A 25599-nucleotide genomic window follows, 5' to 3' on the forward strand; every position below is an offset into this window, starting at 1 on the left:
CCCTCACTGCAGTTCGGCGTCGTCGGCGCGGACCGCCCATTCGGCGAAGCGTTCGCCGGGGTTGCGGCCTGCGATGAAATTGCGGACGAGACGTTCGATGTACTCGGTGGCCTCACTGGCGTAGATCTTGTGCTGGCGCAGCTTTCGGCCGAAGCCGCTGTCGAAGCCCAGGCTTCCGCCGAGATGCACCTGGAAGCCCTCCACCGGGGTGCCGTCGTCGTCGATCAGCTGACCCTTGAGGCCGATGTCGGCGACCTGCACGCGGGCGCAGGAGTTGGGGCAGCCGTTGAAGTTGATGGTGATCGGCACGTCGAGCTGCTCGTTGAGTTCGGCCAGACGCTTCTCCAACTCCGGAACCAGAGCCTGCGACCGGCTGCGGGTCTCGGTGAACGAGAGCTTGCAGTACTCCAGACCGGTGCACGCGATCAGGTTCCGGCGCCACACCGACGGCTTCGACTGCAGGCCGACGGCGGTCAGGTCCGCGTCGAGTTGGGCGATCCGGTCCTCGGGGACGTTCACCACGACCAGCTTCTGGTACGGCGTGAAGCGGACGCTGTCGCTGCCTGCCTTCTCCGCGGCATCGGCGATCGCGTACAGCACGTCGTCCGACAGTCGGCCGGAGACGGCGGAGAACCCGACCGCGTACAGGCCGTTCTTCTGCTTGGTGACGCCGACGTGGTCGATTGGCTGCTTCGGCGGAGTCGGCGCCGGGCCGTCGATGAGCTTGCGGTGCAGGTACTCGTCTTCGAGGACCTGGCGGAACTTCTCCGGCCCCCAGTCCTTCATCAGGAACTTCAGCCGGGCCTTGGAACGCAGGCGCCGGTAGCCGTAGTCGCGGAAGATCGCGACTACGCCCTCCCAGACGTCGGGGACCTCGTCGAGCGGCACCCAGACACCGAGCCGCTTGGCCAGCATCGGGTTGGTCGAGAGCCCGCCGCCGACCCAGAGGTCCAGTCCGGGGCCGTGTTCGGGGTGCTCGACGCCGACGAACGAGACGTCGTTGATCTCGTGCACCACGTCCTGCAGACCCGAGACGGCGGTCTTGAACTTGCGCGGCAGGTTCGAGTACTCGGGGTTGCCGATGTAGCGGCGCTTGATCTCGGCGAGGGCCGGACTGGCGTCGAGGACCTCGTCGGTGGAGAGCCCTGCCAGGGGAGAGCCGAGCATGCCGCGCGGGCAGTCGCCGCAGGCCTCGGTGGTCTCCAGGCCGACCTCTTCGAGCCGGCGCCAGATCTCCGGGACGTTCTCGATCTCGATCCAGTGGTATTGCAGGTTCTGGCGGTCGGTGACGTCGGCGGTACCGCGGGCGAAGTCGCGAGAGATCGACGCCAGCGTGCGCACCTGCGCCAGGTTCAGCTGTCCGCCGTCGGTGCGGACCCGCATCATGAAGTACGGCGCCTCGATCTCGTCGATGTGGGCTTCGCCCGAGTACGTTCCGTCGAATCCTTCGGCCCGCTGGGTGTAGAGGCCCATCCAGCGGAAACGGCCCCGCAGGTCGGCCTTGTCGATGCCGTCGAAGCCGACGTACTGGTAGCTGTCGATGATGCGACGCCGCACATTGAGCGGGTTGTCGTCGCGCTTGCTCTGCTCGTTCGCGTTGAGCGGGGTGCGATAGCCGAGGGCCCACTGGCCTTCGGATCGGCGCTTGGTGGGACGCGCGCGCTTGCGGGGCGCCTCGGTGGGCGTCTCCGTCGGCTCCGCGGTGGTGGGGGACGTGAGCGTCATCAGTTCTCCTGAGCGTGCAGCGCACAGCACGGCACGACGATTGGGCTGAAATCAGAATGTGACGAAGATCGGCATCCTCAGAGACCCGCGATGGGCTGGCGGGTCGGGACTTCTCGAAAGGCCGAGACGTCGGCTAGTGCCGACAGAAAGCGCTGCAGACGCGCTTGAGATCGATGTGCCGCCGTTCGGCGAGCCACACTCCTGAGGAAGTCACGACTGCCATAGTGCCACGTCCGACGAGGTCAGTCTACTTGGGGTTATTTTTCCTCAGCGTGAGATTAATATCCTTGACACGGCGTGAGTCATGATGGATAGGTGATTGACCGACGTGCTCCGGAGGCGCTCTCCGCACAGGCACGCACCACAGTGGCGACCGCCGACCCCAGTCGGCCGCTGAGCCTCTACCTCCATGTGCCGTTCTGCGCCACGCGCTGCGGATACTGCGATTTCAACACGTATACGGCCGGTGAACTCGGTTCGTCGTCGTCCCCGCAGAGCTGGATGGAGGGGGTGCGCGCCGAACTCGATCAGGCCGCCGCGCTCCTGGCCCCGGGCCGGCGCGTCGGCACCGTGTTCGTCGGCGGCGGCACCCCGTCGCTGCTCGGCGCCGACGGGCTCGCCGACCTGCTGGGGGCCGTGCGCGACTCGTTCGTCCTCGCGCCCGGCGCCGAGGTGACGACGGAGTCGAATCCGGAGTCGACGTCGCCGGAGTTCTTCGAAGGGCTGCGGGCCGCGGGGTTCACCCGCGTCTCGCTCGGGATGCAGTCGGCCGCGCGGCACGTACTCGCGGTACTCGAACGCACGCACACGCCCGGCTGTGCCCTCGACGCCGCGCGCGAGGCCGCGGCGGCGGGCTTCGAGCACCTCAATCTGGATCTGATCTACGGGACACCGGGTGAGCGCGACGAGGATCTCGACGCCTCGCTCGACGCCGTCCTGTCGGTCCCCGTCGACCACGTCTCGGCCTACGCGCTGATCGTGGAGGACGGAACGCGGTTCGCCCGCAAGGTGCGCCGCGGGGAGATCCCCATGCCCGACGACGATGTGCTCGCGGCGCGCTACGAGATGATCGACTCGCGTCTGCGCGCCGCGGGAATGGCCTGGTACGAGGTGTCGAACTGGGCGCGCGCTCGCCCGGATGCGTCGCCCGACCCGGATTCGGTGTGCCGCCACAACGAGGCGTATTGGCGCAGCGACGACTGGTGGGGGATCGGCCCGGGTGCGCACTCGCATGTGGACGGGGTGCGCTGGTGGAATCAGAAGCATCCGGCCACCTATTCGGCGTCGCTGGCCTCCGGCTCGCTCCCGATCGGCGGCCACGAGATCCTCACCGCGGACGACCGGCACACCGAGGCGGTGATGCTGCGTCTGCGCATGCACCAGGGGCTCGACGTGAACGTGCTCTCGGGCGCGGAACGGATTCGAGCCGACGCCGCGGTGGCCCAGGGGCTGCTGCGGACGGTCGCGGGCGCCTATGTGCTGACCGATCGCGGACGCCTGCTCGCCGACGGCGTGGTCCGCGACATCCTCGTCGCGCAGTAGCGGACCTCGGCCGTGCGGTCGCGGCTGAGAAGGGCGGTCATCCCGTCTGGTAGACCCCGCTGCCCGTCGCGACGAGCCCGTCGTCGGCCCGGGTCCGGATCTCGACCGCGCAATGGTTGAGTCTCCGGCCCTTGCGAAGCCGGGTCGCGACGATCTCGATGTCGTCGTTCATGGCGGGTGCGATGAAGCTGACGGACATGCTGACGGTGACCCCGCGCAGCTTCTCGGGTACCGGGTCGTCACCCGCCCATGCGGCCGCCATGATGCCCAGATCCACGCATGCTCCGATGGCTCCGCCGTGGACCATCGGCCCGACCGTGGTGTTGGACTCGGCGAACGGGAGGCGCAGGTGTGCGGTGCCCTCGCCGATGTCGATCAACTCGACGCCGAGTGTGTCGATGAACGGTGATGTGGGGAAGAACGCGCGCATGGCGTCCGAGCCGGTGGCCGGCTGTCGGTCGGCGGTGGTCGTCATCTGAATGCTCCTTTTCGTAGTAATACTATGAAACCATAATTTGACTACGAAATCGTAGTGTTACTACGTTATTGATATGACAGTTCCCTTGACCCCGCCGTCCGACAAGCGACGCCGCCGAACACATGACGCGGTGCTCGACGCAGCCGCAGAACTCTTCGCCGACCAGGGGTTCCGCCGCACGTCCGTCGACCAGCTCGCCCACGCGGCCGACGTGGCGCTGAGTTCTATCTACTCGAACTTCCCGGGCGGCAAAGCCGACGTGTACGTGGCGCTGGCATGCCGAATCGCCCGCGACCACGTCGAGCGGATGGAGGCGGCGATCGCTTCCGCGGAAGAGGCCGTGGAACTCGCCGTCTTCGACGAGTACCTGCTCTTCCACGCCGACAACCCGCTGGCCTTCCGGGCGCTGGGACTGGTCGACGTCGGTCCGGACGATTCCGAGCTCGTCGACCAGGCGCGGGCGATGATCCGCGGGCTGCTCGGCGGGCTCGTCGAGCAGGTGGTCGGAGCGTCGGCCCTGCCGCCCCGCGCGGCGAGACTCGAGGCGCTGCGGCTCTGGGGTACGGCGAACGGCATGATCTCCCTGCGTGCACAGGGGTTCACCGACTCGGCCGAGTTCGACGACTTGCTCGCGTCGATCCGCGGTGAGCTGGCCGACCGCGTCGACGGCGCGCACCGGATCGGCGCGCGATGAGGGCGGGCGAACACCTGACCCCGCCGCCTGACTCCCGGTTCGCTCGCGAGGTGGCTGAGCGTGCAGCCGACGAACTCTCCGGCCCGGTGCATCAGCACAGCCTCCGATGCTGCCAGTGGGCGATCGCGTTCGCCGAGGTCGACGGCCTGGACGTCGATGCCGAGCAGTTGTGGGCGGCGACGATGCTGCACGATCTGGCGCTCGGTGCGCCCGATCACCCCGACTACGGCTGTTTCGCCGCGCTCGGCGCCGATCATGCGGCCCGACTCGTCGCGGCACACCGAGGCCAGGCGCAGGCCGAGGTGGTGCGCGCGGCGATCGCCGGACACTTCCACCCGGCCGTTCCGGCGGAGCCGGTCGCGCGATGCCTGCACTCGGCGGTCGAACTCGACGTCGTCGGATACCGGCTGAGGGAGGTCGACGGAGGGCTCGTCACGGCCACCGAGAGCGCGCATCCGTGCGCCGGGTTCGGCGAGGTGTTCACGACTGCGATGAGAACCGAGGCGAGACTGCGACCGCACTCGAGCGCGGCAGTGCTGTGGCGCGCCGGCGCGCGCGTTCCGATGGCATTGAACCCGCTCGCGCGTTGATCGATCCGGTCGCCGGCGCGTCGGCCGGATCAGTCGGGCAGCCGATGCGCGCCTACCGAGCGGCGGCGCCTGCCGGTGACCGGGGCGATCGGCGCAGTGATCTCCAGCTCGCCGGACTCGGGTGCGACGCGGCCCGCGGCGATGCGCTCGTCCAGATCGAGCATCCGGGCGTGGATGATCGTGCGGTTCCGCAACGCCGAGCGCACGGCCCGGTGCAGCCCGTCCTCGAGATACAGGTTTCCTTCGAACAGCACCACGTGGGCGAACAGGTCGCCGTAGAAAGTCGAATCCTCCGACAGCAGCTTGTCGAGTGCGAGGACGGTGGTGACGGTGGTGAGCTGATCGAGCCGGAACTGGCGCGGCGGGATCTGCGCCCACTCGCGCGCGGTGAGACCGTGATCGACGTAGGGTCTGCCCTCGCGCACGCCCTTGAAGATCATCGCGGTCCTGGTCTTTCCGTCGGTTACGTAGAATGGTCGTATCCACTGTAGGCAAAGTCGTGGCATCGGGAGGTACGGACTTGTCGTCGTCGACGGATGACCGGCGTTTCGAGATCTTGCGTGCGATCGTCACCGACTACGTCTCCACGCAGGAGCCGATCGGGTCGAAAGCGCTCGTGGAGCGCCACCACCTGGGCGTCTCGAGCGCCACCGTCCGCAACGATATGGCGGCGCTCGAAGCCGAGGGGTACATCGCCCAGCCGCACACCAGCTCGGGTCGGATCCCGACCGACAAGGGCTACCGGATGTTCGTCGACCGCATCAGCGAGATCAAACCGCTGTCGGCCGCCGAACGCCGCGCGATCCTGTCGGTGCTCGACAACGGGGTCGACCTCGACGACGTACTGCGCCGCTCGGTCCGCCTGCTCGCGCAACTCACTCGCCAGGTCGCCGTGATCCAGTACCCGGTGCTCTCCACCGCCCGCGTGCGGCACCTCGAAGTGGTCTCACTCTCGCCCACCCGATTGCTGCTGGTGGTCATCACCGACACCGGCCGGGTGGAGCAGCGGATGGTGACCCTCTCCGAGGAGATCGACGAGGACAACCTGGTGCGGGTGCGCGACATGTTCTCCACTGCCCTGGACGGCAAGCGGCTCGAAGACGCCTCGGTGGCGGTCGCCGAACTGGCGACCACCGCGCCCGCGGACCTGCGCGAGGCGGTCATCACCATCGCCACCGTGTTGGTCGAGACCCTCGTGGAACGCGGAGACGACCGGCTCGTCCTCGGCGGCACGTCGAACCTGGCGCGGTCGGCGGCCGACTTCTCCTCGAACATGGGCGGCATGGACATCGTGCTCGACGCGCTCGAAGAGCAGGTGGTGGTCCTCAAGCTGCTCGCGCACACGCAGCGAACCGGAAAGGTCACCGTCCAGATCGGCGAGGAGACCAACACCGAGAACCTCCGGAGCACCTCGGTGGTCTCGACCGGGTACGGTGCTTCGGGCACCGTCTTCGGCAGTGTCGGTGTGGTTGGACCCACCCGAATGGACTATCCGGGAACAATCGCATCGGTGGCGGCGGTTGCGAAATACGTCGGCGAAGTCCTCGCCGACCGTTAGTTGATGTCTTGATTGCGAAGGACCTAATTCACCGTGGCTCGTGACTACTACGGAATTCTGGGCGTGTCTGCAGGCGCGTCGGACCAGGAGATCAAGCGTGCGTACCGCAAGCTGGCTCGCGAACTGCACCCCGATGTCAACCCCGACGCCGAGGATAAGTTCAAAGAGGTCACGACCGCCTACGAGGTGCTCTCCGATCCCGAGCGCCGGCGCATCGTCGACGCGGGCGGCGACCCCCTGGCGGGCCCGAGCGGCGGCTTCGGAGGCGATCCGTTCGGTGCGGGCGGGCTCGGCGACATCTTCCAGACTTTCTTCGGTGGGGCCACTGGCGGCTTCGGGGGCGGCCGCGGTCCCCGGGGACGGGTGCGCCCCGGTGAACCCGCACTGGTGGGCGTCAGTCTGACCCTGGAGGAGATCGCGGCGGGCGCACGCAAGGAGATCACGGTCGACACCGCGGTCCTGTGCGATACGTGCAAGGGATCGGGCACCCGCGACGATTCGAAGCCGGTGACCTGCGCGACGTGCAAGGGTGCCGGTGAGATCCAGGCCGTGCAGCGGTCCTTCCTCGGCCAGGTGATGACGGTGCGCGAATGCCCGGAGTGCCACGGCGTCGGAGAGACCATCCCCGATCCGTGCCTCAAGTGCGGCGGCGACGGCCGCGTCCGTTCGCGCCGCACGATGACCGTGAAGATCCCGGCCGGCGTCCAGGACGGGATGCGCGTGCGACTGGCCGGGCAGGGCGAGGTGGGACCCGGCGGAGGCCCGGCGGGCGATCTCTACGTGGAGGTCTCCGAGCAGGCCGACGACGTCTTCGTCCGTGACGGCGACGATCTGCACTGCACCGTCCGGGTGCCGATGGTCGACGCGGCGCTGGGCACCGAACTCACCGTCGACACCGTGCTCGGCGGCTCCGCGACCCTCACCGTCGAACCCGGCACCCAGCCCGGCACCGTCGTCCGGGTGCGCGGCCAGGGTCTGCCGCATCTGAACTCAGGTGTGCGCGGCGACCTGCACGCACATCTGGACGTGGTGGTGCCGAAGCGGATCGACGGACGCCAGAGCGACCTGCTCCGCGAACTCCGCGAGGTCTCCGGCGAGGAAGTGGAACTTGTGACCGCCACCTCCAAGGCCGCCGCCAACGGCGGACTCTTCTCCAAGCTGCGTAACGCCTTCGCCGGCCGATGACGCCGCCGCTCTTCTGGGTCGACGAGGTGCCGCGCGCCGGCGACACCACGGTGCTGTCCGGCCCGGAGGGCAGACATGCGGTGACCGTCACGCGGATCGGTGCCGGTGAGACGGTGACCCTCGGCGACGGACGCGGAACCACCGCCGAGTGCGAGGTGATCGAGGTCGGCGGAAAGGACCGGCTCACCGTCCGCGTCGGCCGGGTACAGGTCCACCCCCGTCCCAAGCCGCTGGTGACGGTCGTGCAGGCGCTGCCGAAGGCTGAACGCAGCGATCTCGCCGTCGACCTGATGACTGAGGCCGGGGTCGACGCGATCGTGCCGTGGCAGTCGGCGCGCACCATCGCCCGCTGGAGCGGCGTGAAGGCCGTCAAGGGTGTGGAGAAGTGGCGTGCCACCGCGGCCACCGCGGCCAAGCAGGCGCGCCGGGCGTGGATCCCCGAGGTCGCCGATCTGGCCGGCACCACCGACGTGCGCGAGCTGGCGGCACGGGTGGCCGCCGACGGCGGGATCGTCGCGCTGCTTCATGAGGCCGGCGCGGTCGCGTTCCGTTCGCTGGATTTCGCCGAGGTGCCCGAGGTGCTTCTCGTGGTGGGGCCCGAAGGCGGACTGGCGGAGGCGGAGATCGCCGACCTCACCGCCCTGGGTGCGGTGCCGGTGGTGCTGGGTCCGGAGGTGCTGCGTACCGTCGCCGCCGGAGCGGTGGCGCTCGGCGCCCTCGGCGCGGTCACCGACCGCTGGACTCGATAAAGGACATCTGTTGCGTCGCAAGAAGATTCACTATGGCGATCAGCCAAGCCAGTTCGGCCACCTGTATCTTCCGGAACGGGGGCCGGCCGAGTGCGCGCCGCTCGTCGTCCTGGTGCACGGCGGATACTGGTCCACCGAGTACTCGCTGGTGATCAACACACCGGTCGCCCGCGACCTGGCGCAGCGCGGGGCGGCGGTCTGGAACATCGAGTACCGCAGGGTGGAAGAGACCGGCGGCGGCTGGCCGGGTACCGGGCGCGATGTGGTCGCGGCGATCCGTGCCCTCGAGGGTCCGGTCGCCGAACAACTGGCGATCGACGGCGTCAAGGTCGATCGCAAGAACGTCGCCGTCGTCGGACACTCGGCGGGCGGACAACTCGCGGTCTGGGCGGTCGCGCAGACCGACGCGAGGGCGGGCGGCTTCCGCATCGCGACGGTGGTTCCGCAGTCCGCGGTCCTCGACTTCACCGGCGGCGCCTCCGACCGCACGTCGGTCCGTCGGTTGATGGGCGTCTCGTTCGAGGAGGCGCCGGACCGCTACGCGGCGGCGTCGCCCGCCTGCCAGCCGCCCTTCGACGCGCTGGTGGCCGCCGTGCACACGGCCGACGACGCCTCGGTGCCGATCGAGCTGAGCCGCCGCTACGTGGAGGGGGCCGCCGCGCGCGGTCAGCGGGCGGTGCTCTACGAGGTGCCGGGGGAGGGGCACGACGCCTTCGTCGATCCGCGCAGCGCGGCGCACAGGCAGACCCTGCGGGTGCTCGGCATCTGACCGGCGACGGCGGCCGCGGGCGTACTCGCTCGCACCCGGCGATCACCGGCGATAGACTTGAGCGAATCCACACAAGCGTGCGACCGCCCGCCGACCGACCCCGGGGAGACGAAACTCAGTGACTGACGACAACCGCGACGACCCGACGGCCGCGGCGGTGACCAGTTCGAATATCGAGGTTCCCCAGGACCTGGCGGTGGGGCTGCTCGGCGCGGCCGACGTCAACCTCCGCACCCTGGAGGTGCAGCTGCCCGCCGACATCCACGTCCGCGGCAATCTGATCACGCTCACCGGCGTACCCGCCGACGTGGCCGCGTCCGAACGGGTGATCGCCGAACTGGTCCGCGTGGTGCGCGGAGGGACCACACTCACCCCCGACCTGGTGCGTCAGAGCCTGTCGATCCTGGCCACGAGCGATTCGGAGACCCCCGCCGATGTGCTGAGCCTCGACATCATCTCGCGGCGCGGCAAGGTGATCCGCCCCAAGACGCTCAATCAGAAGCGGTACGTCGACGCGATCGACGAGAACACGATCGTCTTCGGAATCGGACCCGCGGGCACGGGCAAGACCTACCTCGCGATGGCCAAGGCGGTGCAGGCACTGCAGACCAAGCAGGTCAGTCGCATCATCCTGACCCGTCCCGCGGTGGAGGCGGGAGAACGGCTCGGCTTCCTGCCCGGCACGCTCCATCAGAAGATCGACCCGTACCTGCGCCCGCTCTACGACGCGCTTCACGACATGATGGATCCGGAGGCCATCCCCAAGCTGATGGAGGCCGGCGTCATCGAGGTGGCGCCGCTGGCCTACATGCGCGGCCGGACGATCAACGACGCCTTCATCATTCTCGACGAGGCTCAGAACACCACGGGCGAGCAGATGAAGATGTTCCTCACCCGCCTGGGCTTCGGCGCCAAGATCGTCGTCACCGGCGATACGACGCAGATCGACCTCCCGGGCGGGGCCCAGTCGGGCCTGCGCGCTGCGGCCCGCATCCTCGACGGGATCGACGACATCCATTTCGCGAACCTGACCAGCGCGGACGTGGTGCGGCACCGGTTGGTGGCCGACATCGTCGACGCGTACGGCAGGGCCGAGGCTCACGAGGGCAATCGCGCGGCTCGACGCGAAGGGCTGCGCCACACGAGCGGAGGGCGTCGCCGGTGAGCGTCGAACTGTTCAATGAGTCGGGCGTCGACGTACCCGAGCAGCTGATCATCGAGGCGGCACGGTTCGCGATGCGCCGGATGGAGGTGCATCCGGGTGCTGAACTGTCGATTCAGCTGATCGACTCCGATTCGATGGCCGAACTGCACATGCAGTGGATGGATCTGCCGGGGCCCACCGACGTGATGAGCTTCCCGATGGATGAGCTGACGCCCGGCGGGCGCCCCGACGCGGACGAGCCCGGCCCGGCGATGCTCGGCGACATCGTGCTGTGTCCGGAGTTCGCCGCCGAGCAGGCCAAGTCGCAGCACCACAGCTTCGAGCACGAACTCGCCGTACTCACCGTTCACGGCGTGCTGCACCTGCTCGGATTCGACCACGCCGAGCCGGACGAGGAGCGCGAGATGTTCGGGCTGCAGGGCCAGATCATCACCGATTGGTACTCGGCCCGCGACGACCGCGCGCGGCTGCTTCAGCAGGCGCAGCGCGACGCCCGGCTGCTCAACGACATCGGATTCGCCGGCCCGGAAGGGCGCTGACGGGTGTCTCCTCTGCTCAGCGACATCGTGTTTCTGTGCGTTGCCGCGCTGCTGACCGTGCTCGCGGGCGGCTTCGCCGCCACCGACGCCGCGCTGGCGACCGTCTCGGTCGCACGCGTCGACGACCTCGTGAAAGAGGGTCGGGCGGGGGCCCGGCGCCTGCACACCGTGGTGGAACAGCGCGGCACCTACGTGGGACTCGCGGTTCTGCTGCGCGTTCTCTGCGAGGTGGCCGCGACGACGATGGTCGCGGTGGTCGCGGTCGACGCGCTCGGCACCGGATGGGGCATCGCCGTCACCGTCGCCGCGATGACCGTCGTCTCGTACGTGGCCGTGGGCGTGGGCCCCCGCACCCTGGGCCGTCAGAACGCGTACTCCATCTCGCTCGTCGCCGGACCGATCCTGACGGCGGTCGGAGTCCTGCTGCGTCCGGTGACGCGGCTGCTGATCCTCATGGGCAACGCGCTGACCCCCGGCAAGGGCTACCGGAACGGGCCGTTCGCGACGGAGGTCGAGGTGCGCGAGGTGGTCGACATGGCTCAGCAGCGGGGCGTGGTCGACGCCGACGAGCGACGCATGATCCAGTCCGTGTTCGAGTTCGGCGACACCGACGCCCGCGAGGTGATGGTCCCCCGGCCCGAGATGGTGTGGATCGAGCACGACAAGTCGGCGGCTCAGGCGATGAGTCTCGCGGTCCGGTCGGGCCACTCGCGGATCCCGGTGATCGGTGAGAACCCCGACGACGTCCTCGGCGTGGTGTATCTCAAGGACGTCGTAGAACGCCTGCTGCCGCAGCTGTCGAGCGCGGCGCGCGGAGTCTCCGTCGAGGAGGTGATGCGCGACGCCGAGTTCGTGCCGGACTCCAAACCGCTCGACGACGTCCTCTCGGACATGCAGGCCAACCGTAATCACATGGCGCTGCTGGTGGACGAGTACGGCGGCATCGCCGGGCTCGTCACGATCGAGGACGTCCTGGAGGAGATCGTCGGCGAGATCACCGACGAGTACGACACGGACGAGGTCGCCCCCATCGAGAAGCTGGGCGACGACGTGTACCGAGTGTCCTCGCGGCTGCCGGTGGAGGATCTCGAAGAACTGTTCGGCACCGAGATCGACCTCGATCTCGACGACGTCGACACCGTGGGCGGGCTGCTGGCCCTGCGCCTGGGCCGGGTGCCGCTGCCCGGCGCCAAGGTGAAGGTCGACGGACTGCGGATGATCGCCGAAGGCGGTCCCAACCGGCTCGGCCGCCAGCGCATCACCTCCGTCGTCGTACGGCGGTCCAAGAAGTCAGCTCCCGCCGTCCCGGCGAGCGAGGGGTCCGGCGAGACGAACGACCTGAAGGAGAACTGACAGTGACCGAATTCCGATCCGGCTTCGTGTGTTTCGTCGGAAGGCCGAACACCGGCAAGTCGACGCTCACCAACGCGCTCGTCGGTGACAAGGTGGCGATCACCTCCAATCGTCCGCAGACCACGCGGCACACCATCCGCGGCATCGTGAACCGGCCCGATGCGCAGCTGATCCTGGTCGACACCCCCGGCCTGCACCGTCCTCGCACCCTGCTCGGCCAGCGGCTCAACGACCTCGTCCGGGAGACCTACGCCGACGTCGACATCATCTGCGTGTGCATCCCCGCCGACGAGGCGATCGGACCCGGCGACCGGCGCATCATCGACGAGATCAAGGCGACCTCGCCGCGTACGCGCAAGGTCGGCATCGTGACCAAGATCGACCGCGTGGGGCCCGAGAAGGTGGCCATGCAGTTGATGGAGCTGTCGAAGCTGATGGGCCCCGACGCCGAGGTGGTGCCGTGCTCGGCGAAGTCGGGCAAGCAACTCGACGTGCTGGGCGACGTCCTCGTCTCGCTCTGCGAGGAGGGCCCGGCGTTCTACCCGGACGGCGAGCTCACCGACGAACCGGAGCAGGTGCTGATGGCGGAGTTCATCCGCGAGGCCGCGCTGGAAGGAGTCCGGGACGAGCTTCCGCATTCGCTGGCGGTGGTCATCGAAGAGGTGATTCCCCGCGAGGACTCCGAGGTCGTCGACGTGCACGCCATCCTCTACGTCGAACGCGATTCCCAGAAGGGGATCGTGATCGGCCACAAGGGGTCCCGACTGAAGGAGGTCGGCATCACCGCGCGCGCCCAGATCGAGCGGCTCCTCGGCACCCGCATCTATCTCGACCTGCACGTCAAGGTCGCGAAGGACTGGCAGCGCGACCCGAAGCAGCTCGGACGCCTCGGCTTCTGAGCAGCGCACGGGCGGTTGATCGCGAGTCGGCCCGGCTCACCGCACCAGTGCCAGACCCGTGATCATCTGCCCCATGTCGGCCACGACGCGATCGCCCGTGCCGTCCAGGGCGACGGCCAGGATGGTGCCGCCCAGATCGGACACGTACGCCAGGCCGGCCCGCGTGTCGACGGCGATGCCGACCGCCTCGTGCAGTCCGCGGGCCAGGATCTCCGGAGGCGTTCCGGGCTCGCCGGGACCGGGCAGCGGCGCCCGGTTGAGCGTGTTGCCGTCGGGTTCGGCGCCGCGGTCGGTCCAGTACAGGACACCGTCGACCACCTCGAGATCGATGGGCTCGGGGAGTCCGCTCCACAGCGTCTCGACATCGGAGCGACGGTCGGCGGACTCGCCCTCGGGAACGGACAGTCCGGCCCGGAAGATCCGGCCGAGACCGCCTTTCGACGGCCCCTTCTGGGTCCAGTACAGGTGATCGCGGTCGACGGCGACGCCGACGCATTCGGCGGTGCCGTCCCCGGTCTGCGCGTTGACCACCAGGTCGATCCGGTCGGAGCCGTCGAGTCTGCACGAGGACACGCGCAGCCCCTCCCGATCACCCCAGTACAGCCGCTCGCGGCCGTCGGTCGCGAGTTGTTTCCCGGTGGTCAGCGCTCCGGGCGGCAGCAGGTCGCGTCGGTCGGTCCCGTCGAGGCGCATGGCGTGGAGGCCGCCGGTCGGTGCCGTGTAGTCGAACGCCGCCTCGCCGTCGACGCCGGGGATCCGTTCGGGACGGCCCATCGTCGTCCAGTAGACGGTGTCGCCGACGACGACCACGCCGTCCGGTGAGTACGCGGTGTCCTTGTGGACGACGCTCGTCCGGCCGTCGGCGACGTCGACGCGGAAGATGGTGCGGGTGGCGAGTCCGAGTGCCAGCAGTGCGGTCATGAGTCTCCTTCTCGCCGGGTCGGTTCCGAGAGTAGACGCCGAATCCCGGCGCCGCTGGCGGCTGAGCCGTTGACATCCCGCGCGGGCTGCGGGACCGTCGAGGAATGGGGAGCATCGATCTGCCTGCCGGACCCATCGACTACCTCGACACCGGAGGTGACGGGCCGGTGCTGCTCTTCGGCCACGGGCTCCTGATGAACCGGACTCAGTGGCGCCGGGTGATCCCCCTTCTCGACGACTTCCGGTGCATCGCGCCGACGTGGCCGCTCGGCGCCCAGCGGCAGCCGATGAACGCTTCCGCCGATCTGACGCAGTCGGGGCAGGCGAACATCATCGCCGATTTCCTCGAAGCACTCGATCTGCGCGCGGTCACCCTCGTGCTGAACGACTGGGGCGGTGGGCAGTTCATCATCTCGGAGGGCCGCGACGAACGGCTGGCGCGGCTGGTCCTCGCCTCGTGCGAGGCGTACGACAACTTTCCGCCGCGGCCGGCCCGGCCGGCCGCCCAGCTGTGCCGCGTGCCCGGCGGGACGTGGTTGCTGACCCGACTGACTCAGTTGTCGGTGTTCCGGCACGGGCGGGCGGGCTACGGCGGGCTGGCCAAGAACCGGATACCCGACGCGGTGATGGACGACTGGTTCGGCCATGCGCTGGCCGATCCCGGCGTCCGCCGTGACCTGCGCAAGTTCGTCACGGGTACACCGCCCAAGCAAGTACTGCTCGACTGGCACCGCAAGGTGGTGTCCTTCGATCGACCCGTGCTGCTGCTCTGGGCCACCGAAGATCGGATGATGCCGGTGGAGCACGCCCGCCGGATGGTCGACGAGTTCCCCGATGCGCGGCTGGTGGAGATCGCCGACTCCTGGACTCTGCTGCCCGAGGACCAGCCGGAGCAGGTCGCCGCGGCGCTGCGCGAATTCGTCGGTGCCCGGTGACACAATGGTCGGGTGAGGTTCTACCAGGATGAGGCCGTCGTGCTGCGCCAGCACAAGCTGGGCGAAGCCGATCGCATCATCACCTTTCTCACCGCCGAGCATGGTCTGGTGCGCGCGGTCGCGAAGGGCGTGCGGCGCACGCGCTCGAAATTCGGTGCGCGGCTCGAGCCGTTCGCACACGTCGACGTCCATTTCTATCCCGGTCGCAATCTCGACGTCATCACCCAGGTGCACAGCCTGAACGCTTTCAGCGATCTCATCGTCGCCGATTACGGCCGGTACACCACCGCGTGCGCGGTACTGGAGACCGCCGAGCGTCTGGCCGGTGAGGAGCGGGCGCCGGCACAGCATCTGCACCGGCTCACCGTCGGCGCCCTCGAAGCGCTCGCCGAGGACCGCCGAGACCGTCAGCTCATTCTGGACGCCTTCCTCCTGCGTGCGATGTCGTCGGCCGGCTGGATGCCCGCGCTGTCGGTGTGTGCGCGGTGCGCTTCACCGGGACCGCACCGCGCGTTCCACGTCGCGGCCGGTGGCGCGGTGTGCGTGCATTGCCGCCCGGCCGGTGCGGCCACCCCGTCGGTCGGGGTGCTCGATCTGATGGAGGCGCTGGCGCGCGGAGAGTGGGATCACGTCCTGCTCGCGACGCCGTCGCAGCGCCGTCAGGCGACCGGTCTCACCGCCGCGCATCTGCAGTGGCATCTGGAACGGCAACTGCGCACCTTGCCGCTCATCGAACGGCAGGCGCCGCATAGTCTGATCGAGCGACCCGCGAGCGAAGGCGCCGCCCGGACCGACGTCCCGGGCGCCGGCGTCGCAGTCACCGAAACCGCATGAAAGGCCGGAGCTGATGGCTCGTCTCACCCGCCGCGCCCAGGCGTCCGCACCCGTCGAGGTGCGCCCGCCCGATCCGCATCCGTCCGGAGCCACACCGCCGGAGATCCCCGCCGAGCTGATACCGAGACACATCGCGCTGGTGATGGACGGCAACGGCCGGTGGGCCAAGGAACGCGGCCTGCCGCGCACCGAGGGGCACAAGCGCGGTGAGGCCGTGTTGATGGACAGTGTCTGCGGCTGCATCGAGCTGGGCGTCACCCATCTGTCCGCCTACGCGTTCTCCACAGAGAACTGGTCGCGCAGCCCGGAAGAGGTCAAGTTCCTCATGGGTTTCAACCGCGACGTGATCCGGCGCCGCCGCGACGAGATGAACGAGATGGGCGTCCGCGTGCGGTGGGCCGGGCGACGGCCGAAGCTGTGGCGCAGCGTGATCAAAGAACTCGAGGTCGCCGAGGAACTCACCCGGAACAACACCGTCATGACCTTGACCATGTGCGTCAATTACGGCGGCCGGGCCGAGATCGCCGATGCGGCGAGAGAGATCGCCCGCCGGGCGGCGCGGGGGGAGATCGATCCCGAACGGATCACCGAGGCGAGTTTCGCCAAGTACCTCGACGAGCCCGACATGCCCGACGTGGACCTGTTCCTTCGTCCGTCGGGGGAGCAGCGGCTGTCGAACTTCCTGCTGTGGCAGAGCGCGTACGCCGAGATGGTCTATCAGGAGAAGTTGTTTCCCGACTTCGACCGCCGGGACCTCTGGGCCGCCTGCCTGGAGTATGCCAAGCGCGACCGACGATTCGGGAGCGCCTGAGGCCGCGACGTCAGTCCGGCGTCGCCGACGTGAACTGCGCGAGCGCCTCCGTCAGCCGCTCTTCAAAGGCTTCGGGCGTCACACCGGCGTCGCTGAGCGGACCGCGACCGTCCTCCACCTCCAGCAGAGCGAGCACGATGTGCTCGGTGCCGATGTAGTTGTGCCCCAGACGCAGCGCATGGCGGAAAGTCAGTTCCAGCACCTTGCGTGCGGCGGCGTCGTACGGAATCACCTCCGGTGCCTCACCCGGTTCGGGCAGGGCCTCGGACGCCCCGGCGGCCAGCGCGTCGACGTCGACGCGCAGCGCGGCCAGCAGCGTCACCGCCAGCGACTCGCGGTCGTCGAGCAGCCCGAGCAGCAGATGCGCGGGGGATACCTCGCTGTTGCCCGCCGCTTCGGCGGCGTTGTGTGCGGCGGCCGCGACATTGCGCGCACGAGGGGTGAACTGATTGAACCCCTGAGCCGGGTTCAGATCGGCCGCCGTACCCGGGTCCTTCGGTGTGAACCGCTTCTGCACGGCCTGTTTGCTGACGCCCATGCTGGTCCCGATCTGGGTCCAGGACGCACCGCTGCGGCGTGCCTGATCGACGAAGTGGCCGATCAGGTGGTCGGCCACCTCGCCGAGGTGGTCGGCGGCCAGCACCGCGTCGGACAGTTGATCGAGCGGATCGTCGTGCACCTTCTTGATCGTGTCGATCAGGTCGTCGAGTCGGACGGTGGGAGTCAGGGAGGTCTTCTCAGCCATGAGTCAACCTTAAGTTGACGCAGGCGCTCTCGTCAACGGTTGGTTGACGCTGGTGTGCAGTCTCTGCACGTCCCGAAGATCTCGACGGTGTGCGAGATGTCGGCGAAGCCGTTCTCCGAGGCCACCGAGTCGGCCCATCGCTCCACCTTGTCGGCTTTGATCTCCACGGTGGTTCCGCACTCGCGGCATACCAGGTGATGGTGGTGTCCGGTGGAGCAGTGCCGATAGCGGGTCTCGCCTGATCCGTCCCAGATCGCGTCGATCTGCCTGGCTGCGGTGAGCGCCTGGAGGTTGCGGTACACCGTGGTCAGTCCGATCGACTCGCCCCGCTCACGCAGTTTGTCGTGGAGCTGCTGGGCCGACAGGAAGTCGTCGGTGTCCGACAGCACATCGGCGATCGCCGCCCGCTGCTTGGTGGACCGCTGGCCGGTGACCGGCTTGTTCGCCGTGTCGCTCATGTCTGCGCCTCCGTCCGATGTTCAGCGGCGTGCAGGACTGCGTCGACCACGATGTGTGCGACGTGATCGTCGGCCAGCGAGTACTCGACCTCCCGGCCGCGCCGGCTTCCGACCACCACGCCCGACTGCTTCAGGACGCGGAGGTGCTGGCTCACCTGCGGCTGGTTCAGTGCGAGGGCGTCGACCAGTTCGTGGACGCACATCGGCCGGTCGCGCAGTGTCATGACGATCGACACCCGGGCGGGCGAGGCCAGCGCCCGCAGCAACTCGCTGGCGGCGCCGTGCGCCCGGCGGTCGGCGGTCAGTGCCGGCGACATCACCGACTGACTCATGACTGCTCCTTCGAAAGGGATTCAACACCTCCATCCTAAAGGAACTGATTTTCATTTGCCTGTGGCCTCGGCCGGCGCAGCGTAGCGTGCCTGGGTATGACCAGCATCGGTGCGCGGGCGCTGCGGACCCGGTGGTTCGTGCGTTCACCGATACCGCTCTTCCGCGCGGGACTCGGGTTCCTCTTCGGCGGTCGGCTGCTGCTGTTGCAGCACACGGGCCGCAAGTCCGGTGAGCCTCGATACGTCGCCCTGGAAACAGTGGAGCGGCCGGACCGGAACCGAGTGATCATCGCGTCGGGCTTCGGTCGTAGCTCCCAGTGGTTCCGCAACCTTCAGGCCGATCCGCGGTGCCGCGTCTGGATCGGTTTCGACCGCGATCGACCGGCGACCGCGCGAGTTCTCACCCCGCAGGAGTCGGTCGCGGTCCTGGACCGCTACCGCCGCGAGCACCCGAAGGCGTACGCGGAACTGGCGGGAGTGATAGAGGAGTCGACCGGTCTGCCGATCGACCAGATCCCCTATCTCGAACTGACCCTGGATCGCTGACGATCAGCAGACGGCCATCGCGTATCGGCCGGTGCTGCTGTCCTCGGAGACGAGGACCCCGTTCACATAGGTGCGGCAGGCGGCGTAGTGGCCGCTGGTCTGGAAAGAACTGCCGGTGAACTGATACGTCGACCGCGACGTGACGGTGATGCTCCCGGACCACGTCTTCCGGTCCTTGGATCGGGTCGGGAGCGACGGGCGCGACATGGTCTGCATGTCGTCGTAGGCGTCGTACCAGGCCAGCGACTCATTCACCTGCGTGTCGCTGAAGAAGACGTACCTCACGGTGTCGCCGACGGTCGGATCCGCCGAATCGGCGGCGGCCGGGCCGGCAGCGATCGCACAGGCGGTGGCCGCGGCGGCCACGACGGCTCCGGCGACGGCGCTTCGCTTGGTGAGTTTCATGGTTGCTCCTCGTAGTCGGCGATGAGGCGCTGCGCCTCATCGGGTGCTGCGAACGTACGCGGCACCTACGACAATTCCGGCCAGTGCGACTGACCCGGCGATACCGCGGTGGTTCCGGCGCAGTCCCGCGCCGAGCCTCCCCGTGCGGGTGACCGGCGCACTCGTCCCGGCACCGACTACGCTGTACTGCGACGTGCACGACCACCGTCGAGCACCGTGACAGAAGTCCGACCCCCTACGTCGTGGAGATCAGAAAACCGTGGCTGTGCAGTCCAAAGTCGATGCCGTCGTCAACCTCGCCAAGCGGCGGGGTCTGGTGTATCCCTGCGGTGAGATCTACGGCGGAACACGCTCCGCATGGGACTACGGTCCGCTCGGCGTGGAGCTGAAGGACAACATCAAGAGGCAGTGGTGGCGGACGATGGTGACCTCGCGCGAGGACGTCGTCGGACTGGACTCGTCGGTGATCCTGCCGCGGCGGGTGTGGGAGGCCTCCGGGCACGTCGAGGTCTTCACCGATCCGCTGGTGGAGTGCACCAACTGCCACAAGCGTCAGCGCCAGGATCACCTGCAGGAGGCGTACGCGCTCAAGAAGGGGATCGACGATCCCGACTCGGTCCCGATGTCGGAGATCGCGTGCCCCGAGTGCGGCGCGAAGGGGCAGTGGACCGAGCCCAAGGCCTTCTCCGGGCTGCTCAAGACCTTCCTCGGGCCGGTCGACGACCAGGAGGGGCTGCACTACCTCCGTCCCGAGACCGCGCAGGGCATCTTCATCAACTTCAAGAACGTGATGACCACGGCGCGCCGCAAGCCCCCGTTCGGCATCGCGCAGATCGGCAAGAGCTTCCGCAACGAGATCACGCCCGGCAACTTCATCTTCCGCACCCGCGAGTTCGAGCAGATGGAGATGGAGTTCTTCGTCAAGCCCGGCGAGGACGAGCAGTGGCACAAGTACTGGATCGACGCGCGGCACAACTGGTACATCGACCTCGGGATCGATCCCGAGAACCTGCGGCTGTACGAGCACCCCAAGGAGAAGCTCTCGCACTACTCCAAGAGCACGGTGGACGTCGAGTACAAGTTCGGCTTCGGCGGCAACCCGTGGGGTGAGCTCGAGGGCGTCGCGAACCGCACGGACTACGATCTGTCGACCCACAGCAAGGCTTCGGGTGAGGACCTGTCGTTCTTCGACCAGGCCTCGGGTGAGCGATACACCCCGTACGTCATCGAGCCCGCGGCGGGACTGGGCCGGTCGATGATGGCCTTCCTGTGCGATGCCTACACCGAGGAGGAGGTGCCCAACGCGAAGGGCGGCACCGACACCCGAACCATGCTCAAGCTCGACCGTCGGCTCGCGCCGGTGAAGGCGGCGGTGCTCCCGCTGTCCCGCAACGAGAAGCTGTCCCCGAAGGCGCGCGACCTCGCCGCGGACCTGCGCAAGCACTGGAACATCGAGTTCGACGACGCGCAGGGTATCGGCAAGCGCTACCGCCGCCAGGACGAGATCGGCACGCCGTTCTGCGTCACGGTCGATTTCGACACCCTCGACGATCAGGCGGTCACCATCCGCGAGCGCGACAGCATGAGCCAGGAGCGGGTCGCGCTCGACAAGGTCGTGGAGTACCTCGGCGGCAAACTGATCGGCGTCTGACGGGCGCGGGCGGCGCTACCGCAGTGCCGCCACGACGCCGGCGCCGCCGTCCCATTCGGCGACGAGCCACGCCGCACCCGACACCGGGGAGGCGAGGTCGTCGCTGAGGGCGAGCGCCGTCGCGTCGGCCGGTGCGCCTTCGAGGCGGATGCGCACCGGCGGTTCCTGGATCGTCACGGACCCGTCGCTGCTCTGGATCTCGAGACGTGCCTGTTCCTGTCGCCCGCGCAATGCCCGCACGAAGCAGTCGACGGCGACGGGATCGGCGGCGGCCTCGTAGATCCAGCGATCGCCGAGCACCGAGTGAGTCATCGTGGAGACGAGGAACTCGTCGGCCTCCGGCAGCGGAGCGCCACGGTAGGTCAGCGGGATGTGCAGGCTGCGGTCGTCGCGCGAGACCAGCAGAGCTTCGACACCGACCTCGCCCGCAGGATCGTCGAAGCGGTAGCCGCCGATCATCTCCACCTCTCCGGTCCCGCCCCACGGGACGCTGTCGAGGTAGGCGGTGACCAGTTCGAGCTTGGTGGGCGAGAGGGTCGCCTGGTGAACGAGTGCCATGTGACGACCCTAGTGCGCGATGTGCGGACTGTCTCGCGCCGTCGGCGATCGACGTGGGCGGGAAGTCCTGTTCCGGTGGGTCGCGTGATGGATGTCCGCGCCATCGGGTATCTGTAGTGCAACCCCCGACGAGAGGACCGCAGTGAACCCGAGGCTCATCATGTTGTTCAGCGGTGTCCTGATGATCATCGCGTTGGGGTTGATGGTGGGGCAGAAGCAGTGGGTGATGCTCGCCGTGGTCCTGCCGATCTGGCTGATCATCCTCGGCGTGTGGTGGCATCGCCAGCGGAGTCGGTAGTGCCTCGATCCTCATACCCCACACCGGGCTTCCGGCTCAGCGGTCCGTGAACTGATCCAGAACCGAACGCACGCGGGCGTCGGTGAGCTGTGCGAAATCGTCGTACGCGCCGCCGACTCCGATGAAGTCCTCCGGCGTGTACGGACAGACGACGGAGTCGGCCTCGGGAAACATGTCCGCGGTGCCGACCGGGCCGGCGGGCACTGCCACCACGATCCGTCCGGCCCCGCGGCTTCGGAGCGCGCGGACGGCCACGTTCATCGTCGCGCCGGTGGCGACACCGTCGTCGACGAGCACCACGGTGCGGCCGGCCACGACGGGTTGCGGGCGTCGGTCCCGATAGGCGGCGTCACGTCGCCGGAGTTCGGTGCGAGCCGCGTCGACGGCCTCGGCCAGCCTCGCCGGGGTCAGGCCGGTGGCGCGCAGGACGTCGTCGTTCATCACCACCGAATCGTCGGCGCCGATGGCGCCGGCCGCCACTTCCGGCTCCCACGGCACGCCGATCTTGTGCACCAGGTAGACGTCCAACGGCGCCCGCAGGTCCTCGGCGATCGGTGCGGCCACGTCCACTCCGCCGCGGGGGAGTGCGAGCACGATCGTGTCGTCGCGCCCGCGGAGATCGGACGACAGCCTCTCGGCCAGGACCCGCCCGGCGTGCGCGCGGTCGCGGTACCGGCGAGTCGAGAACCTCCGCGATATCACCACAGTCGCCGTTCCAGTTCGTCGACCCGGTCCTGCAACTGGTGGATCTGATCGATATACGGCTGCACCCGTTCACGGACCTGTTCGGAGGTGTACAAGGGCACCATCGACCGCGCACAGTTCCAGTCGAAGGCCTCGACGTCGATGACGATGCTGCGCTCGCATCGTGCGGCGATCCGGCCGTCCGCGACCTGGGACAGGCGTTCGAGCAGTTCGGGATCGGCGTCGCCGTCGATCACAGTGGCACGCCCGAAGACCTTGAGCCGCATCTTCTTCGGATGATCGGCGACGAAGAGCGCGACACGACCGTCGGTCTCCAGGTTGCCGACCGACACGAACTGCTGATTGCCGCGGAAATCGGCGAATCCGAAGCGATTGCCGCCGAGGTGGTGGACGAATCCGGTCGGCCCGCTGCGGTACTGGACGTAAGGCCACCCCGAGGGGGTCACCGTCGCCATGTGGAAGGCGAACACCCCGGTGAGCATCCGAACCTCCCGCGGCGTCACCTGCTGCGGGCCCGAATCGGGTGTGTCGAGACCCGCGCCGTAGGCCACCACGCTGCCGGTGATGCGTTGCCGCGCAACGGCTGCGTCGCCGAACGCGATGTGCTGATACCGATCTCCCACGGTCTCCAGGCTAGGCGGGGCCACCGGAACCGCGTCATCCGATACTCGTCAGTAATTAGAACAGGTTCTAATTCTCCGCTATTCTCCATGGTCATGGAACGATTGAGCGGCCTGGATGCCAGCTTCCTCTACCTCGAGACACCCGAGCAGTTGATGCACGTCTGCTCGGTGATGGTCATGGACAAGTCCACGGTTCCCGGCGGGTATTCGTTCGCGACCTTCCGAGCCACACTCGACGAGCGTGTGCGCCGAGTTCCCCAGTTCACTCGGCGGGTGCGACGCGTTCCGCTCGATCTCGGCCACCCCGTGTGGGTCAAGGACGAGCACTTCGCTATCGACCACCACCTGCACCGGATGGCACTGCCCGCACCCGCCGGCCACGCCGAACTCATGGAGATGTGCGGTCATCTGGCCGGACTCCCGATGGACCGCGGCCGCCCGCTGTGGGAGATGAACGTCATCGAGGGATACCGCGGCGAGGACGGCGAGGAGAAACTGGTCGTCTTCACGAAGATGCATCACGCCACGGTCGACGGCGCGTCGGGCGCCAATCTGATCTCATACCTGTGCAGTCTCGAACCGGACGCGCCACCGCTGGCCACCGACGAGATCCCCATGGACGGACGGTCGCCGGGGTCGCTCGAACTCTTCGGCCGCGGCATCGTGAGCACGCTGTCGCGACCGCTGTCGATCCCGAAGATGCTGAGTCCGACCCTGGGGCTGATCACCGAGACGGTGAGCCGCGCCCAGCACGGCACCGCGATGGCGCCTCCGCTCACCGCGCCGCGGACCTCGTTCAACGGCACCATCACCGGTCACCGCACCATCGCGGTGGGCGATATGGACCTCGAGGACGTCAAGGCGGTCCGGCGCGCGACCGGTGCGACGGTCAACGACATCGTGCTGAGCATCGCCGGCGGCGCTCTGCGCGACTATCTCCTGGAACGCGACGAGCTGCCCGACTCGTCGCTGCTGGCCACCGTGCCGGTCTCGGTGCGCGGAGAGTCCAAGCGTGACGAGGGGGCGAACAAGGTCTCGGCGCTGTTCACCCGGCTCGGGACCGACATCGCCGACCCGCTCGAGCGGCTGACCGCGATGACCGAGGCGAACAAGCACGCGAAGGACCATCACAACGCGATCTCCGCGGACACCCTGCAGGACTGGGCCGAGTTCGCCGCGCCGCGCACGTTCGGGCTCGCCGTGCGCGCGTATGCGGGACTGCGCCTGGCCGACCGGCATCCGGTGGTGCACAACCTGGTCATCTCGAACGTCCCCGGTCCGCCGATCCCGCTGTACTTCATGGGGGCACGGATGGACGGGATGTACCCGCTGGGCCCGGTCTTCCACGGAGCGGGCGTCAACATCACGGTGCTGTCGAACAACGGTGTCGTCCACGTGGGCGTCATCGCGTGTGAGGACAGCATGCGCAGCCCGGAGAAGCTCGTCGCCCACTTCCCGGAGGAACTCGCGCGGCTCAAAGAACAGGTCGCGCCCGCGGGGTAGACGCGAAGTGGGCGAATAGCGCGGCGGGCATCACGACTCGGCGCGCTCGCGCCACCGCGCCCGCACCACGCTGCAGGCGTGCGCGAACACCGGCACGAATTTGTCGGCATCGATCACGCAGCACGAGTGACCGCCGTCCACCTCGTGCACCGTGGCGCCGGGGATGCGGCGGGCCATCGCGATCTGCCGGGCCGGCGGTATCGCGCGGTCGCGCAGGGGCACCACGACGGCGGTCGGCACATCGATCTGGCTGATCCACGGTCGCGTATGGTGCCTGCCGATGGCGCCGACCGCCTTGCCGACGGCGATCGGCGACGTGGAGCGGAACTCGTTGAGCGCCCACCGGTTGATGTCGACGGCCGGGTCGACCTGCGACGCCTGAACTCGGCCGGCGCGGCGAGGGGAACCGGATCCGGGAACGCGTGAGGTGATGCCCGCCATCCCGTTGTGGAAGACCCGTTCGGTCGCGGTCATCTGAAAGGCGTCGGTGGAGGCGCAGAGCACCAGCCCGCCCGCCCGGTCGGGATGCTGCCGCCAGACACGCTGAGCAACCAGCGATCCCATCGAGAAGCCGGCGAACATCGCTTCATCGATTCCGAGGACGTCCAGCAGTGCCACGGCGTCGTCGGCGCAGTCGCGGAGGCTGAACTCGGGTGATTTGATGCCCTGACCGTGCCAGCGCAGGTCGAGAGTGATCACCCGGAAGCGCTTCGACAGTTCCGGGATGCTCGGAAACCAGGTCAGCAGGCCGGTGGTCGTCAGCGCGTGCAGAAGAACGATCGCCGGTGCGTCGGCGGTGGGACCGGCGGTGTCGGTGACGTAGGTGGAGCCCCGTCCGGGCAGTTCGATCAGACGGCCCGCGGGTATGTCGACTCTCGGCAGCCGGACTCGCGGTGCGCGCGTGGCAGTCAGGTCTCGTCGAGCAGGATTCATCGGTCGCCCCTTCGTTCCCGGAGCCCCAGGAACTAGAACATGTTGCATTTGCGATCACTATGCCATGAGGTGTCGGTGGCCGGTCATCCGAGCGC

The 25599-nt window shown here is 68.4% G+C and carries 30 protein-coding genes; 18 read left to right on the forward strand and 12 right to left on the reverse strand.

Annotated features, from left to right (window positions below; translation table 11 throughout):
- Positions 1 to 3 precede the first annotated feature (3 nt).
- Entirely contained in the window at positions 4 to 1725 is a 1722-nt protein-coding gene (locus ABFX36_RS06350) for a nitrite/sulfite reductase (protein ID WP_045539104.1), read from the reverse strand.
- Between the two features lie 315 nt (positions 1726 to 2040).
- Between ABFX36_RS06350 and hemW the strand changes: the two genes are divergently transcribed.
- Entirely contained in the window at positions 2041 to 3267 is a 1227-nt protein-coding gene (gene hemW / locus ABFX36_RS06355; RefSeq protein WP_428832046.1) for a radical SAM family heme chaperone HemW, read from the forward strand.
- Between the two features lie 37 nt (positions 3268 to 3304).
- On the opposite strand, the gene ABFX36_RS06360 is transcribed toward hemW, so the two are convergent.
- On the reverse strand, positions 3305 to 3742 hold the full coding sequence (locus tag ABFX36_RS06360; RefSeq protein ID WP_006897635.1) for a PaaI family thioesterase: 438 nt from the start codon (positions 3740 to 3742) through the stop codon (positions 3305 to 3307).
- Positions 3743 to 3818: 76 nt separating this feature from the next.
- On the opposite strand from ABFX36_RS06360, the gene ABFX36_RS06365 reads away from it, so the two are divergent.
- Together ABFX36_RS06365 and ABFX36_RS06370 are read left to right on the forward strand one after the other, a co-directional pair.
- Positions 3819 to 4439: a TetR/AcrR family transcriptional regulator gene (locus tag ABFX36_RS06365; RefSeq protein WP_062367878.1), complete on the forward strand. Its 621-nt coding sequence runs from the start codon at positions 3819 to 3821 to the stop codon at positions 4437 to 4439.
- Between the two features lie 50 nt (positions 4440 to 4489).
- Positions 4490 to 5029: an HD domain-containing protein gene (locus ABFX36_RS06370; protein WP_231875768.1), complete on the forward strand. Its 540-nt coding sequence runs from the start codon at positions 4490 to 4492 to the stop codon at positions 5027 to 5029.
- Positions 5030 to 5058: 29 nt separating this feature from the next.
- Here ABFX36_RS06370 and ABFX36_RS06375 read toward each other — a convergent pair whose 3' ends face one another.
- Positions 5059 to 5469 carry a type II toxin-antitoxin system VapB family antitoxin gene (locus ABFX36_RS06375; RefSeq protein WP_006897638.1) on the reverse strand — a complete coding sequence of 137 codons (411 nt, stop codon included), beginning with the start codon at positions 5467 to 5469 and terminating at the stop codon, positions 5059 to 5061.
- A 32-nt stretch (positions 5470 to 5501) separates the two neighbouring features.
- Between ABFX36_RS06375 and hrcA the strand changes: the two genes are divergently transcribed.
- The 8 genes from hrcA to era all read left to right on the forward strand — a co-directional run bounded on the left by hrcA (position 5502) and on the right by era (position 13246).
- Positions 5502 to 6587, forward strand: coding sequence for a heat-inducible transcriptional repressor HrcA (gene hrcA / locus ABFX36_RS06380; RefSeq protein ID WP_045540250.1), 1086 nt, complete (start codon positions 5502 to 5504; stop codon positions 6585 to 6587).
- 33 nt (positions 6588 to 6620) lie between these two features.
- Positions 6621 to 7772, forward strand: a complete 1152-nt coding sequence (gene dnaJ, locus ABFX36_RS06385) for a molecular chaperone DnaJ (RefSeq protein ID WP_006897640.1) — start codon at positions 6621 to 6623, stop codon at positions 7770 to 7772.
- Complete coding sequence (locus ABFX36_RS06390) at positions 7769 to 8521, forward strand: 16S rRNA (uracil(1498)-N(3))-methyltransferase (RefSeq protein ID WP_045540252.1); 753 nt, start codon at positions 7769 to 7771, stop codon at positions 8519 to 8521. The genes dnaJ and ABFX36_RS06390 overlap by 4 nt, the downstream gene beginning before the upstream one ends.
- A gap of 10 nt (positions 8522 to 8531) precedes the next feature.
- Entirely contained in the window at positions 8532 to 9290 is a 759-nt protein-coding gene (locus ABFX36_RS06395) for an alpha/beta hydrolase family protein (RefSeq protein ID WP_062367876.1), read from the forward strand.
- Positions 9291 to 9408: 118 nt separating this feature from the next.
- Positions 9409 to 10455: a PhoH family protein gene (locus ABFX36_RS06400; RefSeq protein ID WP_006897643.1), complete on the forward strand. Its 1047-nt coding sequence runs from the start codon at positions 9409 to 9411 to the stop codon at positions 10453 to 10455.
- Positions 10452 to 10994 (forward strand): rRNA maturation RNase YbeY, encoded by a 543-nt coding sequence (ybeY, locus tag ABFX36_RS06405; protein WP_006897644.1) that lies wholly within the window; start codon positions 10452 to 10454, stop codon positions 10992 to 10994. Before ABFX36_RS06400 ends, ybeY begins: the two co-directional genes overlap by 4 nt.
- A 12-nt stretch (positions 10995 to 11006) precedes the next feature.
- Positions 11007 to 12347 carry a hemolysin family protein gene (locus ABFX36_RS06410; RefSeq protein WP_039867904.1) on the forward strand — a complete coding sequence of 447 codons (1341 nt, stop codon included), beginning with the start codon at positions 11007 to 11009 and terminating at the stop codon, positions 12345 to 12347.
- Positions 12348 to 12349: 2 nt separating this feature from the next.
- Complete coding sequence (era, locus tag ABFX36_RS06415) at positions 12350 to 13246, forward strand: GTPase Era (RefSeq protein ID WP_062367875.1); 897 nt, start codon at positions 12350 to 12352, stop codon at positions 13244 to 13246.
- Positions 13247 to 13282: 36 nt separating this feature from the next.
- Here the strand turns inward: era and ABFX36_RS06420 are convergent, their stop codons facing one another.
- Positions 13283 to 14167, reverse strand: coding sequence for a hypothetical protein (locus ABFX36_RS06420; RefSeq protein WP_062367874.1), 885 nt, complete (start codon positions 14165 to 14167; stop codon positions 13283 to 13285).
- 104 nt (positions 14168 to 14271) lie between these two features.
- On the opposite strand from ABFX36_RS06420, the gene ABFX36_RS06425 reads away from it, so the two are divergent.
- The 3 genes from ABFX36_RS06425 to ABFX36_RS06435 are packed head-to-tail and all read left to right on the forward strand — an operon-like array spanning position 14272 to position 16747.
- Positions 14272 to 15102, forward strand: coding sequence for an alpha/beta fold hydrolase (locus ABFX36_RS06425; RefSeq protein WP_006897648.1), 831 nt, complete (start codon positions 14272 to 14274; stop codon positions 15100 to 15102).
- Positions 15103 to 15114: 12 nt separating this feature from the next.
- Entirely contained in the window at positions 15115 to 15936 is an 822-nt protein-coding gene (gene recO, locus ABFX36_RS06430; protein ID WP_006897649.1) for a DNA repair protein RecO, read from the forward strand.
- A 13-nt stretch (positions 15937 to 15949) separates the two neighbouring features.
- Positions 15950 to 16747, forward strand: coding sequence for an isoprenyl transferase (locus ABFX36_RS06435; RefSeq protein WP_006897650.1), 798 nt, complete (start codon positions 15950 to 15952; stop codon positions 16745 to 16747).
- A gap of 10 nt (positions 16748 to 16757) precedes the next feature.
- Here the strand turns inward: ABFX36_RS06435 and ABFX36_RS06440 are convergent, their stop codons facing one another.
- The 3 genes from ABFX36_RS06440 to ABFX36_RS06450 are packed head-to-tail and all read right to left on the reverse strand — an operon-like array spanning position 16758 to position 18282.
- Complete coding sequence (locus tag ABFX36_RS06440; protein WP_045538843.1) at positions 16758 to 17492, reverse strand: Clp protease N-terminal domain-containing protein; 735 nt, start codon at positions 17490 to 17492, stop codon at positions 16758 to 16760.
- A gap of 32 nt (positions 17493 to 17524) precedes the next feature.
- Positions 17525 to 17950: a Fur family transcriptional regulator gene (locus ABFX36_RS06445; RefSeq protein ID WP_062367873.1), complete on the reverse strand. Its 426-nt coding sequence runs from the start codon at positions 17948 to 17950 to the stop codon at positions 17525 to 17527.
- Positions 17947 to 18282, reverse strand: a complete 336-nt coding sequence (locus ABFX36_RS06450) for an ArsR/SmtB family transcription factor (protein WP_006897653.1) — start codon at positions 18280 to 18282, stop codon at positions 17947 to 17949. The genes ABFX36_RS06445 and ABFX36_RS06450 overlap by 4 nt, the downstream gene beginning before the upstream one ends.
- 96 nt (positions 18283 to 18378) lie before the next feature.
- Between ABFX36_RS06450 and ABFX36_RS06455 the strand changes: the two genes are divergently transcribed.
- Positions 18379 to 18828: a nitroreductase family deazaflavin-dependent oxidoreductase gene (locus ABFX36_RS06455; protein WP_045538845.1), complete on the forward strand. Its 450-nt coding sequence runs from the start codon at positions 18379 to 18381 to the stop codon at positions 18826 to 18828.
- 3 nt (positions 18829 to 18831) lie between these two features.
- On the opposite strand, the gene ABFX36_RS06460 is transcribed toward ABFX36_RS06455, so the two are convergent.
- On the reverse strand, positions 18832 to 19233 hold the full coding sequence (locus tag ABFX36_RS06460) for a hypothetical protein (protein ID WP_045538848.1): 402 nt from the start codon (positions 19231 to 19233) through the stop codon (positions 18832 to 18834).
- A 259-nt stretch (positions 19234 to 19492) separates the two neighbouring features.
- On the opposite strand from ABFX36_RS06460, the gene ABFX36_RS06465 reads away from it, so the two are divergent.
- Positions 19493 to 20884, forward strand: coding sequence for a glycine--tRNA ligase (locus tag ABFX36_RS06465; RefSeq protein ID WP_006897656.1), 1392 nt, complete (start codon positions 19493 to 19495; stop codon positions 20882 to 20884).
- A 15-nt stretch (positions 20885 to 20899) separates the two neighbouring features.
- On the opposite strand, the gene ABFX36_RS06470 is transcribed toward ABFX36_RS06465, so the two are convergent.
- Entirely contained in the window at positions 20900 to 21442 is a 543-nt protein-coding gene (locus ABFX36_RS06470; protein WP_006897657.1) for a CG0192-related protein, read from the reverse strand.
- A 142-nt stretch (positions 21443 to 21584) separates the two neighbouring features.
- On the opposite strand from ABFX36_RS06470, the gene ABFX36_RS06475 reads away from it, so the two are divergent.
- Complete coding sequence (locus ABFX36_RS06475) at positions 21585 to 21740, forward strand: hypothetical protein (RefSeq protein ID WP_006897658.1); 156 nt, start codon at positions 21585 to 21587, stop codon at positions 21738 to 21740.
- Positions 21741 to 21776: 36 nt separating this feature from the next.
- Here the strand turns inward: ABFX36_RS06475 and ABFX36_RS06480 are convergent, their stop codons facing one another.
- A complete protein-coding gene (locus ABFX36_RS06480) occupies positions 21777 to 22445 on the reverse strand; it encodes a phosphoribosyltransferase (protein WP_006897660.1) in 669 nt (222 codons plus the stop codon).
- Positions 22439 to 23068, reverse strand: a complete 630-nt coding sequence (locus ABFX36_RS06485) for a pyridoxamine 5'-phosphate oxidase family protein (protein ID WP_062367872.1) — start codon at positions 23066 to 23068, stop codon at positions 22439 to 22441. Before ABFX36_RS06485 ends, ABFX36_RS06480 begins: the two co-directional genes overlap by 7 nt.
- A gap of 93 nt (positions 23069 to 23161) precedes the next feature.
- On the opposite strand from ABFX36_RS06485, the gene ABFX36_RS06490 reads away from it, so the two are divergent.
- The gene (locus tag ABFX36_RS06490) at positions 23162 to 24571 is read left to right on the forward strand and encodes a WS/DGAT/MGAT family O-acyltransferase (RefSeq protein WP_222111550.1); all 1410 of its coding nucleotides are present in this window, start codon (positions 23162 to 23164) and stop codon (positions 24569 to 24571) included.
- Between the two features lie 30 nt (positions 24572 to 24601).
- On the opposite strand, the gene ABFX36_RS06495 is transcribed toward ABFX36_RS06490, so the two are convergent.
- Positions 24602 to 25504, reverse strand: a complete 903-nt coding sequence (locus ABFX36_RS06495) for an alpha/beta fold hydrolase (RefSeq protein WP_052692421.1) — start codon at positions 25502 to 25504, stop codon at positions 24602 to 24604.
- Positions 25505 to 25599: the final 95 nt, after the last annotated feature.

It is taken from the genome of Gordonia cholesterolivorans (genome assembly GCF_039531975.1).
Lineage (GTDB): Bacteria > Actinomycetota > Actinomycetes > Mycobacteriales > Mycobacteriaceae > Gordonia > Gordonia sihwensis.

Bases quoted from the DNA above. Each gene is read 5' to 3' on its own strand.
- ABFX36_RS06445 (WP_062367873.1), bottom strand. From the start codon at position 17,950: ATGAGCGACACGGCGAACAAGCCGGTCACCGGCCAGCGGTCCACCAAG.
- ABFX36_RS06460 (WP_045538848.1), bottom strand. From the start codon at position 19,233: ATGAAACTCACCAAGCGAAGCGCCGTCGCCGGAGCCGTCGTGGCCGCC.
- ABFX36_RS06455 (WP_045538845.1), top strand. From the start codon at position 18,379: ATGACCAGCATCGGTGCGCGGGCGCTGCGGACCCGGTGGTTCGTGCGT.
- ABFX36_RS06450 (WP_006897653.1), bottom strand. From the start codon at position 18,282: ATGAGTCAGTCGGTGATGTCGCCGGCACTGACCGCCGACCGCCGGGCG.
- ABFX36_RS06440 (WP_045538843.1), bottom strand. From the start codon at position 17,492: ATGGCTGAGAAGACCTCCCTGACTCCCACCGTCCGACTCGACGACCTG.
- ABFX36_RS06490 (WP_222111550.1), top strand. From the start codon at position 23,162: ATGGAACGATTGAGCGGCCTGGATGCCAGCTTCCTCTACCTCGAGACA.
- ABFX36_RS06360 (WP_006897635.1), bottom strand. From the start codon at position 3,742: ATGACGACCACCGCCGACCGACAGCCGGCCACCGGCTCGGACGCCATG.
- ABFX36_RS06365 (WP_062367878.1), top strand. From the start codon at position 3,819: ATGACAGTTCCCTTGACCCCGCCGTCCGACAAGCGACGCCGCCGAACA.
- hrcA (WP_045540250.1), top strand. From the start codon at position 5,502: ATGGTCGTATCCACTGTAGGCAAAGTCGTGGCATCGGGAGGTACGGAC.
- ABFX36_RS06495 (WP_052692421.1), bottom strand. From the start codon at position 25,504: ATGAATCCTGCTCGACGAGACCTGACTGCCACGCGCGCACCGCGAGTC.
- ABFX36_RS06470 (WP_006897657.1), bottom strand. From the start codon at position 21,442: ATGGCACTCGTTCACCAGGCGACCCTCTCGCCCACCAAGCTCGAACTG.
- ABFX36_RS06435 (WP_006897650.1), top strand. From the start codon at position 15,950: ATGGCTCGTCTCACCCGCCGCGCCCAGGCGTCCGCACCCGTCGAGGTG.
- ABFX36_RS06420 (WP_062367874.1), bottom strand. From the start codon at position 14,167: ATGACCGCACTGCTGGCACTCGGACTCGCCACCCGCACCATCTTCCGC.
- ABFX36_RS06390 (WP_045540252.1), top strand. From the start codon at position 7,769: ATGACGCCGCCGCTCTTCTGGGTCGACGAGGTGCCGCGCGCCGGCGAC.
- ABFX36_RS06375 (WP_006897638.1), bottom strand. From the start codon at position 5,469: ATGATCTTCAAGGGCGTGCGCGAGGGCAGACCCTACGTCGATCACGGT.
- ABFX36_RS06425 (WP_006897648.1), top strand. From the start codon at position 14,272: ATGGGGAGCATCGATCTGCCTGCCGGACCCATCGACTACCTCGACACC.
- ABFX36_RS06350 (WP_045539104.1), bottom strand. From the start codon at position 1,725: ATGACGCTCACGTCCCCCACCACCGCGGAGCCGACGGAGACGCCCACC.